The 16,092-nt window shown below is 45.5% G+C and carries 17 protein-coding genes; 8 read left to right on the top strand and 9 right to left on the bottom strand.

Features of this window, described 5'->3' with window-relative positions:
- Positions 1 to 11 precede the first annotated feature (11 nt).
- The 6 genes from ACO0KY_RS16395 to ACO0KY_RS16370 form a co-directional block, all read right to left on the bottom strand.
- Positions 12 to 1,184, bottom strand: coding sequence for an ABC transporter substrate-binding protein (locus ACO0KY_RS16395; RefSeq protein ID WP_423047900.1), 1,173 nt, complete (start codon positions 1,182 to 1,184; stop codon positions 12 to 14).
- 125 nt (positions 1,185 to 1,309) lie between these two features.
- Positions 1,310 to 2,032 (bottom strand): ABC transporter ATP-binding protein, encoded by a 723-nt coding sequence (locus tag ACO0KY_RS16390; RefSeq protein ID WP_423047836.1) that lies wholly within the window; start codon positions 2,030 to 2,032, stop codon positions 1,310 to 1,312.
- Positions 2,029 to 2,802 (bottom strand): ABC transporter ATP-binding protein, encoded by a 774-nt coding sequence (locus tag ACO0KY_RS16385; protein WP_423047834.1) that lies wholly within the window; start codon positions 2,800 to 2,802, stop codon positions 2,029 to 2,031. The genes ACO0KY_RS16390 and ACO0KY_RS16385 overlap by 4 nt, the downstream gene beginning before the upstream one ends.
- Before the next feature lie 187 nt (positions 2,803 to 2,989).
- A complete protein-coding gene (locus ACO0KY_RS16380; RefSeq protein WP_423047832.1) occupies positions 2,990 to 4,615 on the bottom strand; it encodes a GMC family oxidoreductase in 1,626 nt (541 codons plus the stop codon).
- 22 nt (positions 4,616 to 4,637) lie between these two features.
- Complete coding sequence (locus ACO0KY_RS16375; RefSeq protein WP_423047830.1) at positions 4,638 to 5,693, bottom strand: NAD(P)H-dependent flavin oxidoreductase; 1,056 nt, start codon at positions 5,691 to 5,693, stop codon at positions 4,638 to 4,640.
- A 22-nt stretch (positions 5,694 to 5,715) separates the two neighbouring features.
- Positions 5,716 to 7,212, bottom strand: coding sequence for a CoA-acylating methylmalonate-semialdehyde dehydrogenase (locus tag ACO0KY_RS16370; protein WP_423047828.1), 1,497 nt, complete (start codon positions 7,210 to 7,212; stop codon positions 5,716 to 5,718).
- A 138-nt stretch (positions 7,213 to 7,350) separates the two neighbouring features.
- Between ACO0KY_RS16370 and ACO0KY_RS16365 the strand changes: the two genes are divergently transcribed.
- The 4 genes from ACO0KY_RS16365 to ACO0KY_RS16350 all read left to right on the top strand — a co-directional run bounded on the left by ACO0KY_RS16365 (position 7,351) and on the right by ACO0KY_RS16350 (position 9,818).
- On the top strand, positions 7,351 to 8,244 hold the full coding sequence (locus ACO0KY_RS16365) for a LysR family transcriptional regulator (protein WP_423047826.1): 894 nt from the start codon (positions 7,351 to 7,353) through the stop codon (positions 8,242 to 8,244).
- Positions 8,245 to 8,322: 78 nt separating this feature from the next.
- Entirely contained in the window at positions 8,323 to 9,066 is a 744-nt protein-coding gene (locus ACO0KY_RS16360; RefSeq protein ID WP_423047824.1) for a substrate-binding periplasmic protein, read from the top strand.
- A complete protein-coding gene (locus ACO0KY_RS16355; protein WP_423047822.1) occupies positions 9,066 to 9,338 on the top strand; it encodes a hypothetical protein in 273 nt (90 codons plus the stop codon). Before ACO0KY_RS16360 ends, ACO0KY_RS16355 begins: the two co-directional genes overlap by 1 nt.
- Positions 9,339 to 9,377: 39 nt before the next feature.
- Positions 9,378 to 9,818: an FKBP-type peptidyl-prolyl cis-trans isomerase gene (locus tag ACO0KY_RS16350; RefSeq protein ID WP_186912003.1), complete on the top strand. Its 441-nt coding sequence runs from the start codon at positions 9,378 to 9,380 to the stop codon at positions 9,816 to 9,818.
- A 66-nt stretch (positions 9,819 to 9,884) separates the two neighbouring features.
- Here the strand turns inward: ACO0KY_RS16350 and ACO0KY_RS16345 are convergent, their stop codons facing one another.
- Both ACO0KY_RS16345 and ACO0KY_RS16340 read right to left on the bottom strand, forming a co-directional pair.
- The gene (locus tag ACO0KY_RS16345) at positions 9,885 to 10,352 is read right to left on the bottom strand and encodes a GNAT family N-acetyltransferase (protein ID WP_423047819.1); all 468 of its coding nucleotides are present in this window, start codon (positions 10,350 to 10,352) and stop codon (positions 9,885 to 9,887) included.
- A complete protein-coding gene (locus tag ACO0KY_RS16340; protein ID WP_423047817.1) occupies positions 10,349 to 10,822 on the bottom strand; it encodes a carboxymuconolactone decarboxylase family protein in 474 nt (157 codons plus the stop codon). The genes ACO0KY_RS16345 and ACO0KY_RS16340 overlap by 4 nt, the downstream gene beginning before the upstream one ends.
- 81 nt (positions 10,823 to 10,903) lie before the next feature.
- On the opposite strand from ACO0KY_RS16340, the gene ACO0KY_RS16335 reads away from it, so the two are divergent.
- The gene (locus ACO0KY_RS16335) at positions 10,904 to 11,365 is read left to right on the top strand and encodes a MarR family winged helix-turn-helix transcriptional regulator (protein WP_423047815.1); all 462 of its coding nucleotides are present in this window, start codon (positions 10,904 to 10,906) and stop codon (positions 11,363 to 11,365) included.
- A gap of 39 nt (positions 11,366 to 11,404) precedes the next feature.
- On the opposite strand, the gene ACO0KY_RS16330 is transcribed toward ACO0KY_RS16335, so the two are convergent.
- Entirely contained in the window at positions 11,405 to 11,668 is a 264-nt protein-coding gene (locus tag ACO0KY_RS16330; RefSeq protein ID WP_423047813.1) for a hypothetical protein, read from the bottom strand.
- 358 nt (positions 11,669 to 12,026) lie between these two features.
- Here ACO0KY_RS16330 and ACO0KY_RS16325 point away from each other — a divergent pair, with 358 nt between their 5' ends.
- From ACO0KY_RS16325 to ACO0KY_RS16315, 3 genes are all read left to right on the top strand, one after another.
- Positions 12,027 to 12,401, top strand: a complete 375-nt coding sequence (locus ACO0KY_RS16325) for a hypothetical protein (RefSeq protein ID WP_423047811.1) — start codon at positions 12,027 to 12,029, stop codon at positions 12,399 to 12,401.
- A 216-nt stretch (positions 12,402 to 12,617) separates the two neighbouring features.
- Positions 12,618 to 13,832 carry a DUF3419 family protein gene (locus tag ACO0KY_RS16320; RefSeq protein ID WP_423047809.1) on the top strand — a complete coding sequence of 405 codons (1,215 nt, stop codon included), beginning with the start codon at positions 12,618 to 12,620 and terminating at the stop codon, positions 13,830 to 13,832.
- 17 nt (positions 13,833 to 13,849) lie between these two features.
- Complete coding sequence (locus ACO0KY_RS16315) at positions 13,850 to 14,974, top strand: hypothetical protein (protein ID WP_423047808.1); 1,125 nt, start codon at positions 13,850 to 13,852, stop codon at positions 14,972 to 14,974.
- The last annotated feature ends 1,118 nt before the right edge of the window (positions 14,975 to 16,092 follow it).

Below are 16,092 nucleotides of genomic sequence, written 5' to 3'. Positions count from 1 at the left end.
ATCAATGCGCATTATTTCCACAACGCGCACTTCGAATCTGCCTTGGTGGTAAACGCTTGTTCACCCGGAATTGTCTGAATCACTTTGTAGTAATCCCAAGGTTCTTTAGAATCCGCCTGCGCTTTCACTTGCATCAGATACATATCGTGAATCATGCTGCCGTCAGCGCGTACGTAGCCATTTTTAACGTACATATCGTTGAACTTCATACTGCGCAATTTCGCCATGACTTTATCGGTATCATCGCTACCCGCTGCTTTAACGGCGTTCAGATATTGCAACGTTGCAGAATAATCTGCGGCTTGCAAACTAGACGGCATTTTTTTCATTTTTTCAAAATACCGACGAGCCCAGGTGCGTGCTTCCGGCGTCTGATTCCAGTACCAGCTATCAGTGAGATACATGCCATTGGTCAGGTTCAGACCCAGTGAGTGAATATCATTAATGAACATCAGCAAACCAGCTAATTTCATGGTCTTGGTGATGCCAAATTCATTTGCCGCTTTAATCGCGTTGATGGTGTCACCACCGGCATTCGCCAAGCCAAGAATCTGCGCTTTTGAGGATTGCGCCTGTAACAAGAATGAAGAAAAATCAGATGCTGATAAAGGATGTTTGACCGACCCACTGACCGTTCCGCCACTCGCTGACACCACCTTGGTTGTGTCACCTTCTAAGGCTGCACCAAACGCATAATCAGCGGTCAGGAAATACCAACTTTTACCACCTTGTTTCACCACCGCTGAACCAGTCCCTTTTGCCAAAGCAACGGTATCGTAAGCATAGTGAACTGTGTACGGCGTACATTCAGCGTTAGTCAATACTGCCGTGCCAGCACCGATAGAAATAAATGGTTTTTTCTTTTCTGCTGCGACTTTCGCCATAGATAAACCAGTGCCAGAATTGGTACCGCCAATCAACATGTCAACGCCATCGCGATCAAACCATTCACGCGCTTTGCTGGCGGCGATGTCAGCTTTATTCTGATGATCGGCACTGACTAATTCAATTTTTTTCCCAAGCACGGTACCGCCAAAATCCGCGATCGCCATCTTGATCGCTTCTATCCCGCCTTTACCATCGATGTCAGAATACACGCCAGAAAGATCGCTGATAAATCCAATCTTCACAACGTCACCGGATACCTGTGCACCAGCACCGCTGGTCCATCCTGCGCACGCCATTGCTACTGCGAGACTAAGAAATTTTGATGTGGTTTTCATGTGTCTTCTCCAAGAAATGAGGATCAATACCTGCTCTGATTTTTTGTGCGAACTTATGTCAAATTTCTACTTCAATGTGTTCTACTTCAGACGCCCAACAACTGATTCAATACCGGCATTTTTTCTTGTAATTGCCCAGCAGAAAAGCTCTCTACGATTTGCCCATGTTCCATCACATAAAACTGATCCGCCAAAGGTGCCGCAAAACGAAAATTTTGCTCGACCATGACGATCGTGTATCCCTTCGCTTTGAGCGTCAGAATCATGCGCGCCAAAGCTTTTACGATCACCGGAGCGAGACCTTCAGATATTTCATCCAACAACAGTAATTTTGCCCCGGTACGTAAAATGCGGGCGACCGCCAGCATCTGTTGTTCACCACCAGATAAGCGAGTTCCCTGACTGTGTTTACGTTCAGCCAGGTTCGGAAACATTGCATAAATTTCTTCTACCGACATGCCTTTTTCATGACGCGATACAGCAGGCGGCAACATCAGATTTTCTTCTGTGGATAAAGACGAAAATATCCCCCGCTCTTCCGGGCAGTAACCGACACCAAGATGCGCAATTTTATGTGTCGCCATTGCGATGGTTTCTATGCCATTAATTTTAATCGAGCCTTTACGCGCCCCAGTCAAACCCATGATCGCGCGCATCGTCGTGGTGCGACCCGCGCCATTGCGGCCGAGGATGGTTACCACCTGCCCCTGATTTACACGTAAATTCACATCATGCAAAATGTGGGACTCGCCATACCAGGCTTGCAAGCCAGAAATTTCCAAACTAGGAATTTGTGCATCGACACTCATGCATGTGCCCCTTCCAGTTCAGCACTAGTACTGCCCATATAGGCTTCCATCACTTGCGGATTTTCTGAGACTTCAGCATACGAGCCTTCTGCCAATATCGCACCGCGTTGTAAGACAGAAATGCGGTCACAAATTCCGGAGACGACTTTCATATTGTGTTCCACCATCAAAATGGTCCGACCAGCGGATACTTTTTTAATCAGCTCAGTCACGCGGTGCACATCTTCATGCCCCATTCCTTGCGTAGGCTCGTCCAACAACATCATTTCTGGTTCCATCGCCAGCGTGGTGGCAATTTCGAGTGCGCGTTTTCTGCCATAGGGCAAATCGACCGTCATTGTATGGGCGAACTCCGTCAAATCCACCTGAGCCAGTAAATCCATGGCCCGGTCATTCAAACGATTCAGCGATACATTACTTTTCCAGAAATGAAACGAGCTCCCCAACGCCCGCTGCAAACCAATGCGCACGTTCTCTAAGACCGTCATATGAGGAAATACCGCGGATATCTGAAAAGATCGGATAATGCCCTGACGTGCTATCTGTGCAGGTTTGTCGGCAGTGATATCACGACCGTTGAACAAAATCTGTCCGGACGTCGGATTTAAAAATTTGGTGAGTAAATTAAAGCACGTGGTTTTACCAGCGCCATTCGGGCCGATTAAGGCATGGATATGTCCCCGCTGAATTTGCAGGTTAACCTCATTGACCGCAGTAAAGCCTCTGAACTCTTTGGTCAGACGCTTTGTCTCCAGGATGACTTGAGTCATCTCATCTCCTTTGATTGTCTTGCCTGAAACATGACAAACCCGCTGTCATAGCAGTGGGTATTTATTTTTCTCTGTGAGATCAAGCTCAGCAGATGATTTCTTCAATTCGGTTTCGATTCGGCTTCGATAGTAACGACTAAATCTGCTTGTACGCAAGCGTTAAAACAGCAAAAAATAAAAGAAATTGTTAATGCCTATTCTGCAAGATGTGTATCGCCGCTTTCTCCGCAATCATGATGGTTGGCGAGTTCGTGTTGCCAGAGGTAATGGTCGGCATCACTGACGCATCCACCACCCGCAAACCCGCGATGCCAAACACGCGCAGCTGACTATCCACCACTGCGCTGACATCATCCTTACGTCCCATCTTACACGTACCAACCGGATGAAAAATCGTGGTTCCGATATCACCTGCCGCCCGTGCTAACTCTTCTTCGGTTCGGAATTGTGCACCCGGCTTCATTTCTTCAGGCTGATATTTTTTTAACGCTGGTGCAGCAATAATCTTGCGTGTCAATGTCAATGAGTCAGCGGCAATTTTCTTATCTTCTGCTGTGCTCAAATAATTTGGTGCAATTTTTGGCGCGGCAAATGGATCCTGACAAACAATCCTTACGTGGCCACGGGAGCTGGGACGTAAATTACAAACACTCGCCGTGAACGCCGGAAAATCATGTAAGGGATCGCCAAATTTTTCCAGAGATAAAGGCTGCACGTGGTATTCCAGATTCGCACTGGTTTGCGTCACATCCGAGCGCGTAAACGCACCTAATTGTGAAGGTGCCATAGACATAGGGCCGCTTTGCTTCAATGCATATTCAAGCCCGATGGCAGCTTTGCCCCACCAATTATTCGCCATGGTGTTGAGGGTTTTTGCGCCAGTAATTTTAAATGCCGAACGGATCTGCAAATGATCTTGCAAATTCGCCCCCACCCCCGGTAGCGCGTGCTGTACGGAAAGCCCCAGACTATGCAAATGCTCAGGATTACCAACACCAGAATGTTGCAATATTGAAGGTGAACCGATGGCACCAGCGGCGAGAATAGTTTCGTGCACAGATTCTGCAAACCATTCCTGACCACCGCCAACAAATTCAACGCCAATACAACGCTTTCCATGTTCACCATCTTTAAAACGCAAACGACGTACCTGGCATCCGGTCATGATGGTCAGATTGTCGCGTGCCGCAGCGGGACGTAAAAAAGCCTTAGACGTATTCCAACGTATGCCGCGTTTTTGATTCACATCGAAGTAGCCACAACCTTCGTTATCACCGCGATTAAAATCATCGGTTTTTGGAATGCCAACTTGTTCTGCCGCATCACGAAATGCATCTAAAATTTCCCATGATAAACGCTGTTTTTCAACGCGCCATTCACCGCCTTGTGAATGAAATTGTTCATCTTTACTGTAATGATCTTCGCTCTTTTTAAATAGCGGTAACACCTGATCCCAGCGCCAGCTATCATCGCCAGTCAGTGACGCCCACTCGTTGTAATCGCGCTCCTGTCCACGCATGTAAATCATGCCGTTAATCGATGAACAACCGCCGAGCACTTTACCTCTTGGATAGATCAGACTACGCCCATTTAACCCAGCCTCAGCTTCGGTGCGAAACATCCAATCAGTACGCGGATTATTGATGCAATACAAGTAGCCGACAGGGATATGAATCCACACATAGTCATCTTTACCACCAGCTTCAATCAACAGTACTTTATTTTCTGGTGCTGCTGATAAACGATTCGCTAAAACGCAACCAGCACTACCGCCACCGACGATGATGTAGTCATATTGCCCCGCTGCTTCCATGGAGGTTTTCCTCTTTTCTTTTTTAGTTTTTTAAGGATTTATCTAAGGTCAGATGTTTGACTAAATTACGCATCAATTCGGTAGCACTCATCGCTTTTGCGCGGGCGACGCCCTGGCCGCACCACATAGACATCCACTCAGGATTATTGCTCTTTCCCGCCGCTGCTCTGATGGCCGCAGTCAATGCATTCTGTACCGGATATGCTGGTACCTGATCAGCCACTGTCGCCATGACTTGCATAAATTGATTATCTAATCCACGTGCAAAACGACCGGTGATTGCACGCGTTTGTCGGGTGGTATCAGAGGTGGCAGCTAATAGTTTTTCCTTGTAAGCAGGATGAATTCCAGACTCATGCGTAACCAAAAAAGCCGTCCCCATTTGCACGGCTTGCGCACCCGTAGCCAAAGCTGCCGTCACGTCTTCACCAGTGACAATATTGCCGGCAGCGATTACCGGTATGCGTAGCTGTGGAACTACCTGCGCCAGCAATTCCATTGTCGATAACTTCGCGTCTTCTTGTCTTCCAATAAATGTGCCGCGATGACCACCCGCTTCGATACCAGACAAACACACCGCATCCGCACCAAGCTCTTGCCAGGCCAGGGCTTCCGCCAGGTGCGTTGCGGTGCCGATGACCAACATACCGGCTTCATGCAGACGCTGTAATTGTTCACGTTTGAGAATACCAAACGTAAAACTTGCGACGGCAGGCCCTGCAGTTAGCAAAGCCTCAAACTGTTCATCAAAATCCTCACACCATTTACCTGGCAGGGGCAATTTATCCCAAGCCAATGACGACCAGACTGGCTGCAATAAGTCACTTGCAAGCTGTATTTCCTCAGCCGACGGTGAAGGCGTTTGTTGTACAAATAAATTCATAGCAAACGGTTTGTCCGTTGCTTGTCGTATCTGCCATGCTTGATCCAGCATCGCCTCAGGAGACAACATGCCACACGCCAGAGAACCCAGTCCACCAGCATTCGATACCGCCGCCACTAAAGCCGGTGTCGAGGCGCCTCCAGCCATGGGTCCCTGAATAATCGGATGTGGAAATAAATCGCGCAAAGTCAGCATTGTTATTCCTTGAGATGGAAAGTTATTTCGCAACCGGCATCGTAAACTCTGCGCCTTTGCCTATGCTATCTGGCCAGCGCTGCATAATCGATTTGTAGCGGGTATAAAAACGGATACCTTCTTCGCCATACGCATGCATATCGCCAAACAAAGAGCGCTTCCAGCCACCAAAAGAATGCCATGCCATTGGTACTGGAATCGGCACATTAATACCCACCATACCGACTTGTATGCGACGTGAAAACTCACGTGCAGTATTTCCGTCAGACGTAAATAAAGAAACACCATTACCAAATTCATGGCGATTAATCAGCTCAACAGCAGAAGCAAAATCAGGTACACGAACAATGCACAATACCGGTCCAAAAATTTCTTCGCGATGAATCTTCATGCCTTCTTTAACATGATCAAATAAGGTGCCGCCAAGGAAGAAACCACCCTCATGTCCGGCCACTTTCAAACCGCGCCCATCGACTAGCAAAGTCGCTCCTTCGGCAATGCCGTCAGCGATATAGCCTTCGATTTTTGCTTTGTGCATGGCGGTCACCACCGGGCCCATTTCGGCGTCGCTTTCCATACCATTTTTGATCGTCAATGCTTTCACGCGCGGCACCAGCGCACTCACTAATTGATCGGCGATCTCACCGACCGCCAACGCCACAGAAATCGCCATGCAACGTTCGCCTGCAGATCCATAAGCTGCGCCCATCAATGCATCAACGGCTTGTTCCAGATTCGCATCCGGCATCACGACCAAATGATTTTTTGCACCGCCTAAAGCTTGCACACGCTTTCCTAAACGCGTGCCTTCGCTGTAAATGTATTCTGCGATCGGCGTTGAACCAACAAAAGAAATCGCCGCCACATCCGGATGCTGCAATAAAGCATCGACCGCTGTTTTGTCGCCTTGCACCACATTAAACACGCCATCCGGCAAACCCGCCTGACGGAATAAGTCTGCAATCATTAATGCACATGATGGATCGCGCTCCGACGGTTTCAATATAAAGGTGTTGCCCGTCGCAATCGCCAGTGGTGCCATCCACATCGGTACCATGAAAGGAAAATTAAATGGGGTAATACCGGCAGTCACGCCCAATGGCTGGCGCAGATTGTAGTTATCGATACCGCCACCGATGTTGTCCGAAAACTGTGATTTCAACAATTGCGGCATCCCGCAGGCAAATTCAACAATTTCAATACCACGGGTAACTTCTCCCATCGCATCGGACAAGACCTTGCCATGCTCACGCGTGATCAACGCTGCTAACTCCTGGTGGTGCTGATCCAACAATTCTTTAAACTTGAACATCACCCGCGCACGCTTGAGCGGTGCCGTTTCTGCCCACGCTGGCGCTGCCGCCCTTGCAGCAGCAACAACCGTATTGACTTCATCCACGCTCGCCAAAGCTACCTGGGCAATGACCTGACCCGTTGCAGGATTAAATACGTCTTGCTGACGGCCACTGGCAGAAGGAAAAATCTGACCATTCATAAAGTGCTGGAGTACCGATGTCATAAGAAAACCTTAATCAGAAAAAGATATTTGGCATGAGATTAATTCACTCGTCATGGCAAATCCAATGAGTTATTATCAATAGCAATATAAGCATTGCTTATAATAATCTGGTCGATTTTCCTCACATCGGAAAAACTGATGGACTTCACGCAACTACGCGCCTTTGTGACCATCGCCCGCGAAGGCAACCTGACGCGGGCCGCAGAACGTTTGCATGTAACGCAACCTGCAGTCAGTCTGCAAATGAAGGCCCTCCAAGAGCAACTTGGCTTACAGCTATTTAATCGCAGCAGCAATGGCATGGTTTTGACCAATGACGGCGCCAAGCTTTTGCCGTATGCAGAGCGGGTATTGGCGAGTAGCGGTGACTTTATGCAAGCAGCCAATGCGCTCCATTCGACTTTATCCGGTGAACTGGCGATAGGCACCATTCTTGACCCGGAATTTACGCGCCTTGGGGTATTTTTGAAACGTCTGGTCGAAACTTATCCACAGATCGCGACACGCCTGCAACACGGCATGTCTGGCTGGGTTTTGCAGCAAATTCGGGCCGGGCAGCTGGATATTGGCTTTTACCTCGGCGACTTGCCCAATGATGGTAAAACCCCATGCCACCGTCTGGTGCTCACTGATTTTACCTATCGCGTTCTGGCACCAAGTGGCTGGAATAGCCGGGTACAAGGACAAAGTTGGGAAAAGCTGGCGCAGTTACCCTGGATATGGACACCGCCAGAATCAGCACATCATCGCTTGTTGAGTAAGATTTTTGCCCAACATGGGATTACACCCAACAAAGTGGCGCTGGTGGATCAAGAACAATCTATGCTTGATCTGGTGAAATCTGGTGTAGGCCTCAGCTTAATTCGCGATGCGATTGCTATGCGTGAGGCCCATGCTCACGGATTGGTGATTGCCGATGCGGTAAGCATTACAACGCAGCTCAGCCTGATTTGTCAGGAAAAGCGAAAAAATGAAGCAATGATTGCGGAGAGTTTTCAACTAGTTAGCCAATCCTGGAAGTTAATCATCTAAAATCTCAGATCTGATTAAATAACCTCTTTTGCCCGTTTTTTATAAAACGGACAATGTTCGGATACCAGAAAGTAACAAGTGTTCAAAGTACGTGCGATTAAGCAGTCCCTGGTGACTTCTCTCGGTTTTTTTCTTATTCCGGCCTTGGCACAGGCGGAAAGTATTAAGCTGGTCATTCAAGAATTTGCTCCATTTACTTACACCGACCCAAAAACTGGTGAAATTAAGGGCTTTTTAGTCGACAAAGTAATTGAAATCATGAAGCGTGCGGGTGAAACGCCGAGTGTGACCAGTACCTCATTAGCGCGCGGACTCAACGCGACGATGAACGAAGAAAACACCTGCCTGTTTGGTTTTAGGCGCACTCCTGAACGCGAAAGTTTCTATAAGTGGGTCGGTCCTCTGACGACCGATAACTGGGTTCTCTATACGCGTAAAGATGACACCCGGGTGCTGAAACATGTCGAAGATGCCAAGCCATACGCCATCGGCTCTTACCGCAACGCAGCGACCGGCATCCAATTAACAGAACAGGGATATCACATCGTTTTCGCTGGTGAAGATGAAGAAAATCCACGCCTCCTAATTAATAAACGTATCGATTATTGGATCGTTTCCGAATTACACGGTATGTATATCGCCGCGCAACAAGGTTTTGCCAAGGACATCGTGCCTGCCATCAAATACAAAAATATTGAACTCAATATGCTGTGCAATGTTCATATGGATAAGCAAAGAATTGAGCTATTCAATAAAATCAACAAAAATATAGACAACGATGGCACTATGGACAAAATTTTACGTAAGAACGGAATCAAATAATGGCGCGTACCACCAAAGCCAGTAATGCAGTTCAACGACTCAAGGACCGTACCAAACAAGGGGTATATTCCATGGTTACCATGGCTGATGGTCGTTTTTACCTGACACTCAGCGTCGCGGGTGCTGCTCCGGTCGCTGTTCACGAGCCAATGGAAATTGATGCATTTGTCAGTCTGGTCAATAGCCTCGAAAAACAAGCACCAAAAAAAGCGAGTAAATTAGATATCGCTTTTGAAAAAAAATTACAACATTCCAGAAATCAAGACAATTAATATAATTATCACTCCTTTCGTCACCAGGATCTCACCTTTATGAAATCACGTTTATTTGCCGCGTTGTTAGGGTTATTCACTATGTTATCCACAGGATTGAGCTCAGCGCAAACCCAGTCCGAAGCAACAACTTTCGGTGAAAATTTACAAAAAATTGACGTCAAAGTAGGCAATGGACGTGAAGCTAAATTAGGTGATGTTGCTGTCGTTCAATATACAGGCTGGATATACGATCCCCTAGAAAGCAAAGAACATGGCGCAAAGTTTGACTCCTCCGTCGGTGGTGCGCCGTTCAGCTTTCCGATAGGCATAGGAAAAGTGATTAAGGGTTGGGACAAAGGTGTGGTTGGTATGAAAGTCGGCGGCAAACGAACCTTGATTATCCCTCCTGCTCTGGCCTATGGTTCACGCGGTGCGGGGAATGTCATCCCAGCCAATGCAACTCTGATTTTTGATGTTGAGTTAATCGACGTCAAATAACAGGTTCAGCTTCAAAAAGGAAAGCAGACCGGCGCACCAACAGCACCGGTCTGCTTTTTTATTTTTTTAAGTCGACAATACCTGATTAAATCGTAACGAACTGGCAAGCAGTCCCTGACGGTAATAAAACCGATGTGCAAGCGCATTGTTGAGTCCAGTGTCGAGAACAATCTTTCCACAGCCTTGTTCCAAGGCTTCCTGTTTCAACATTTCCATCATTATTTGTCCATAGCCAACGCCGCGCTCTGCCTGATCTGTAACGAGGTCTTCCACATACAAATAGTGCCCGTGAACCAGATTCTCAGCGATCCGGTAACTAGCCAGAGCAACGAACTGATCAGCTTTTTTCAAACTCCATAAGCGATATCCTGCTTGACTAGCGCGTTTCCAATACGCAATCCAACTGCTAACATCAGTCAAATGAGGCCGCAATTGCTGCATTAAATTTAACACGGGTGGTAACTGGCTTTCTTCACAAACCCTTATCAATAATAGATTTTGCGGTAAGCAAGTGCTGGCTTCAATCGTATTCATACAGCCACCTGGCCGAGTCCTGGTGGATTGAAGCGCAAAGCAACACCAATACGATTCCATTGATTGATGCTCGCGATAGCGACACTCAAAAATACTAATTCAGACTGAGTGAAATGTTCTGACATCGCGGCATAAAGTGCATCATCTGGTATGCCATCCGATACGGAGGTCAGTGCTTCTGTCCAAGCAAGCGCCGCTTTTTCCCTGGCAGAGAAAATACCTGCTTCTTGCCATACAGCAACTAGGTCGATTTTTTCCGATGGAATTCCCAGTTTGCGGGCAATCTGAATATGGAATTGCAAACAGAAGGCGCAATGATTAATTTGAGACGCGCGAATTTTAATTAATTCAGTCAACTTCTTTTCCAGACCAGATGCATCAACCGCTTTGCCTAAGGACAATAAACTGACATAAACATCTGGCGCGGTTTGGGTAAATTCTTCATAACTAAGAACAGGTATCGAGGACATCTTTTTCTCCGTAAATAAAAAACAATGAGATAATATCAGAACTCGAACATATTATCAGAACTCTGACATTATTCAAAAAACATGACTAACAAAAAAATTCCGGGACCAGGAGAAGGCAAACGTGGAGAACAAGGTTATTTCGGCTACTTGCTGCGGCAGGCAACCACGGCATACCGTGCGCGTATGGAAAAAGCACTGGCAAAGTTAAAAATCACACCGCCGCAGTTTTCTGTTTTGACGATGATTGCCGCTTATGAAGGTGTCTCCAACGCAGATTTAGCAAGACTATCTTTGCTCACGCCACAAACCGTCAGCGTGATTGTGAATAACTTAGAGAAATCTGGCGCCATTACACGGCGCGCCCACGCAGTTCATGGGCGAATCCAGCAATTGCAAATCACCACATTGGGCCAGGAAACCCTCGCGCAATGTAATAGTTACGTAAAAGAGGTAGAGCAGGAACTTAGTATGTCATTAACTGAAGAAGAGGCCCGCATCGTCAAACGCTGGTTAGTCAGCATCGCAGTCAACGCGGAAAGCTAACTGTACGATTCACAGACTAATATTATTTTCAGGATTGTCTTATTCAAAATCTTCGTGTGGAATAAACTCAAACGTATAGACAGCATAAAAAAAACAGCAAATCGCCATCACCAATGCAAACGTACCAAAAAAGAAGAGTGGCTGTATTCCGGCGGGAAAAATATATTCGTACCAACCGACAAAACTAGATAACACTAAAGTCGAAAAAGCAAAATTCATTAACTTGCGCGAGTGTCGCAAGGTAGCGGCAGCAATTAATAGCATGACTAAAAGAGATAACGCGAAATTTACTATTCCAGACATTTCTCCTCCTTCATTTTTAAAATAATAAATAGCAAATTAGCATAAAAACACTTCCTTTCCATAGCTTTTTTACAATTTAAAGCTTCTTTTATATATCTTACAAAGAAACATCCTTCGCGTAGCTAGAATAAAATGACAACGTCTGTACATAGGAGCACAAACTACTTCCCTCAATAATCCAGCTATTTCAATCAATGTTCGATAAAATAGACGCGATGAGTCGCACACAATTGTTTTTGCGCCCACTCCGACAAATTCTGCCAGTTCCTGTGATTTCACTCTCCGCGAGTAAGCAAACCAGCTTCATACAAAGAATATTTCAGTTAATTTACTACTACCACAATCAAGATTCGACATAATGAAAATCAAGCTTGCCCTGATACTCGCATTGCAACTCATCGTATTTCCTACGTTCGCAGCAGATCAACTCCCCCCCCCAGCAACAATCAATGTGCAAACGACGCAGCCGGTGATCGTGGTCAGCCCAGGCGACGATGCAACAAAAAGTCAGGGCGTACAAATTGACCTGCCAAAAATGCCTGAAGAAAAGAAAAACCCTCACGCAAACGACCCCATTCGCACTTGGTCAGGCGATGTACCGGTAAAAGGAGTGATTTATATTTTGATTGCCTCTATGCCAGTGCTGGCTTCGCTGTATTTTGCTTATCAGTTATTTTTGTTTATTCAGGCACGTCGCCGTCGGTTGAGCATCCGACATCAACGAGAAAACTAAAATCTGTGATTTTAAAAATGAAATCTGGTATTAAGGTTGTATCAGATTATGCATTTTTCATTAAATATTCATCTGCCTGTCACTTGCTTGTCACCTGCTCCTCCTAAAGTCATCTCCACGGATAACCTAAGAACATTTTTCAACTATCTAAGTTCGTCAAATTCATCATGCGACTAATGATAGTGAGAAAGTTCAAAACCATCGTCGGAGACCAGTATGTCAAGCAAAGCATTAATAGACAGCGCTGTATTTAATTCCACCACTTCAGGCCGCAAAGGTTTAGCGGACAAACTGTTCGCCCATTGGTTTAGCCGTCTCGTTTACGCGCAAATCTGGGAAGATCCGAAATCTGATCTGGATGCTTTGCAACTGCGTCCAGGGGCAAATATTCTGACTATCTCATCAGGAGGTTGTAACGCGCTGGCCTACTTGTCTGCGCAACCAGCCGCGGTGCACGCAGTTGACTTAAACGCAGCACACCTCGCCATGCTGAACATGAAACAACAGGCAATCAAGCACTTGCCAGATTACGAAGCGGTGCTCGCTTATCTCGGCGATGCCAACCACAACGATAATATCAAGCGCTATAAGCGCCATATCCGCCAACATTTGTCAGATGACGCTAATAATTTTTGGGAAAGCAGATCCATTTCTGGTCAGCCGCGTTATCACTATTTTGCTAAGCAAGCTTATCAACACGGTTTATTGGGGAATTTCATCGGCTTTGCACACACTTTCGTCAAAATGATGGGTGGCGACCTGAGCAAAGTATTAGCAGCAAAAAATCTCGCAGAACAAACTGAGCTATTCAATCGATACGTCGCGCCAGTATTTGAGACCCGCCTGTTTAAACTTATGGCCAAACAACCGATGGCTTTATATAGCCTCGGCATCCCACCATCCCAGTTTGAAGCACTCAAACACGATGCGAAAAATGGCTTGCACTCTTTATTTAAAGAAAGAATGCGTCATCTTTGCTGTGACTTTCCTTTAGATGAAAATTGCTTCGCACAACAAGCACTCGGTCGCCGCTATGACACAAAGAAACAAGCTGCCTTACCTATGTATCTGCAACAACAGCATTTTGATGCCTTACGCAGCAACATTGATCGCCTGCATTCACATCACACCACCCTGACTAGTTTCTTGCAGCAGCAACCACGCGCATCGATGGATGCCTACTTATTCCTTGACGCTCAAGACTGGATGGATCAACAGCAGTTGACTGAATTGTGGGAAGAAGTAACGAGAACTGCTGCGCCTAACGCCAAAGTCGTGTTCCGGACTGGCGGTGAAACATCACCGCTTGAACAAAAACTACCTGCGTCGATTATGTCCGTCTGGCATACCGACACAGAGAAGAATCGCGCATTGTATGCAACAGATCGTTCTGCAATATACGGCGGCATGCATTTATATACCAAAATTTGACCTGAACTAAGAATCACTTGAATACTCCATTACCACCACGCATGGTGGCCGATGCCTTATGGTTACTCACCGCACGATCACGCGGTGGTAACCATTGGGTAAGCAACGTCCATTCAGAAATACAATCTGTCGACATTGCCGGTCATAGTTACCCGGTTACCTTACTCAATGACAGCGACTGGCAGGAAAGCTACGTCGCCAGCCCCCGCTCTACCTGGCTAAGATACGCACGCCAGGAAGCGATACGGCAAGTAGCTCCCGGCCTTAGCAGTTTGGTCAAAGCAACCTCGTGTCTGATTTTTGGTCCCTTATCAGCCTTGATGCATGCGAGCAAAATCGACCAGGCGGCAATTATCGGCAATTACCTGATTTCTACCAATTTATATCCCAAATTAAGCGCACAAGATATTGCAGGCTTAACCGAAGTTATGCGTCAAAAGCACCCAGATCGTCCATTAATGATTCGCAACATCTGCCCTGAAGTTACGCCGGAATTAATGGAGAATCTGATTGCCCAAGGCTGGAAGATGCTTCCGTCACGCATGATTTACCTGTGCGACCCGCAACAAAAATCGGTCTGGAAACATAATCACGTCAAACAAGATGCCAAACTGCTCATAGATGGACAAGTAGAAATTGTCCACCAGGAACATCTTAAATTAAGCGACTTAGATGATTTACGGAACATTTTTCGCCAGTTATTCATCGACAAGCACTCCCACCTGAATCCGGATTTCAGCCTTGCCTTTTTTGAATTATGTCTGGAAACCGGCTTTCTTGAATTAATTGGGCTGCGTTGGCAAGGACGTTGGGTTGGCATACTAGGCTTGTATGTACATCCAGAAAGTGGCTGGATCACCACGCCACTCATAGGCTATGACACGTCCTTGCCGCAAGAACTAGGTTTATACAGGCGTCTCATGGCTTTACTGTTACAGCAAGCCAAAGAACGTGAGTGTCGCCTCCACTACAGCTCTGGGGCGAGTCAATTTAAAAGATCACGTGGCGGAGTTCCAGCACTGGAATTTACGGCAATTTACGATGAACACTTGCCCAAATCAAACAAAAAATATTCCAGCTTATTTATCAAACTCTTTCAACAATGCGCTCCAAGCATGTTGAAACGCGCTGACAAGCTATAAAAATTTCTCCAGTTCTAATAAGGGGCAACAATAAAAGTGACTTATTGTTGCCCCTCACTTCTGCAAAAATCATCTTTTTACACTTAAAACGCCTGTGGATAAGGCTGCTCATATCCCCAACACAAATTGGGGAAAACCCTCTTTATCTTTTCTTCACCAATTCTTATCCCAAAACTATCCGCAAAACATACAGAGCTTATCCGCGTACATATACAGAGCATAAGTCATTGTTTCTGTGAATAATTTACGACTTATCCACAAAAAAACGCGACGTTAACCATTACTACTATGTATATATAAACTAAGTTATATAAGTAAACCTGTTTTCGAAAAAATGCGGAAATCTGAACCAAAAGAACAAACAACAAACAACCCAAAAAGACCTTATGTTCTTTTTTAAAAGCAATGGATACGAATTTTTAGAATGTAGAACAAGCTTTGAATTTGCATGGCGATATTGATTTTAAAAAAGCCTGTGTATAAACCAACAAATGATCTCGTTCACTTTTGTAACCTCTTATCTTTTAAAAAATAATCAGCAAAATAAGATCTCATTCAGACTTAAAAAACATTTTTTCACATGTTTAAATAAAATTTCATTAGCAAAAAGCTTCGACATACTGCTCATCAATCGTAAAAATTCCACTTTTGAAGATGATTTTTGAAGTTTTTTCTAAAATTTTTCATAAAAAACAACAAATTTAAAAATATTTCTGTGGATAAGTAGACTGATATCCACTGTATGCATTGTGGGTAAGCACAAGTTAACGAAAATAAAGTTTTTTTATACAGATTTTGTCCTGTGGATATACATGCTTTTTTCACTGGGTTATAAATCCTGTAAACAATTGATTCTGTGGATGTATACTGAGTTATCCACAGACAACCCCAACCGTTAACAATAACTACTATTTATATATAAAATTATTAAACTAAGTGCTATCAACAGGCCAAATTTCAGATTCCCCCATCATTGAAAAAATCCTTTAGAATCCATCACTTACAGAAATACCACTCGTTAATATATTACCTATGTATATGCAAGAGTTAGATACACAAGTGCAGCAGAGCAATAAATAATGAGTAAAATCGTTAAGCAAGGTAAGATGAGGAACTCA

This window comes from Undibacterium sp. Dicai25W, from assembly GCF_049340505.1.
Classification (GTDB): Bacteria; Pseudomonadota; Gammaproteobacteria; order Burkholderiales; family Burkholderiaceae_D; genus Undibacterium; species Undibacterium jejuense.
The sequence above is the reverse complement of the archived record's forward strand: the minus strand, read 5'-3'. Positions and strand labels throughout refer to the sequence as shown.

Excerpts from the sequence above, each read along its gene's own strand:
- ACO0KY_RS16340 (WP_423047817.1), bottom strand. The coding sequence starts at position 10,822 with ATGTCCTCGATACCTGTTCTTAGTTATGAAGAATTTACCCAAACCGCG.
- ACO0KY_RS16330 (WP_423047813.1), bottom strand. The coding sequence starts at position 11,668 with ATGTCTGGAATAGTAAATTTCGCGTTATCTCTTTTAGTCATGCTATTA.
- ACO0KY_RS16355 (WP_423047822.1), top strand. The coding sequence starts at position 9,066 with ATGGCGCGTACCACCAAAGCCAGTAATGCAGTTCAACGACTCAAGGAC.
- ACO0KY_RS16385 (WP_423047834.1), bottom strand. The coding sequence starts at position 2,802 with ATGACTCAAGTCATCCTGGAGACAAAGCGTCTGACCAAAGAGTTCAGA.
- ACO0KY_RS16380 (WP_423047832.1), bottom strand. The coding sequence starts at position 4,615 with ATGGAAGCAGCGGGGCAATATGACTACATCATCGTCGGTGGCGGTAGT.
- ACO0KY_RS16390 (WP_423047836.1), bottom strand. The coding sequence starts at position 2,032 with ATGAGTGTCGATGCACAAATTCCTAGTTTGGAAATTTCTGGCTTGCAA.
- ACO0KY_RS16375 (WP_423047830.1), bottom strand. The coding sequence starts at position 5,693 with ATGCTGACTTTGCGCGATTTATTTCCACATCCGATTATTCAGGGACCC.
- ACO0KY_RS16365 (WP_423047826.1), top strand. The coding sequence starts at position 7,351 with ATGGACTTCACGCAACTACGCGCCTTTGTGACCATCGCCCGCGAAGGC.
- ACO0KY_RS16320 (WP_423047809.1), top strand. The coding sequence starts at position 12,618 with ATGTCAAGCAAAGCATTAATAGACAGCGCTGTATTTAATTCCACCACT.
- ACO0KY_RS16345 (WP_423047819.1), bottom strand. The coding sequence starts at position 10,352 with ATGAATACGATTGAAGCCAGCACTTGCTTACCGCAAAATCTATTATTG.
- ACO0KY_RS16325 (WP_423047811.1), top strand. The coding sequence starts at position 12,027 with ATGAAAATCAAGCTTGCCCTGATACTCGCATTGCAACTCATCGTATTT.
- ACO0KY_RS16335 (WP_423047815.1), top strand. The coding sequence starts at position 10,904 with ATGACTAACAAAAAAATTCCGGGACCAGGAGAAGGCAAACGTGGAGAA.
- ACO0KY_RS16350 (WP_186912003.1), top strand. The coding sequence starts at position 9,378 with ATGAAATCACGTTTATTTGCCGCGTTGTTAGGGTTATTCACTATGTTA.
- ACO0KY_RS16395 (WP_423047900.1), bottom strand. The coding sequence starts at position 1,184 with ATGGCGTGCGCAGGATGGACCAGCGGTGCTGGTGCACAGGTATCCGGT.
- ACO0KY_RS16370 (WP_423047828.1), bottom strand. The coding sequence starts at position 7,212 with ATGACATCGGTACTCCAGCACTTTATGAATGGTCAGATTTTTCCTTCT.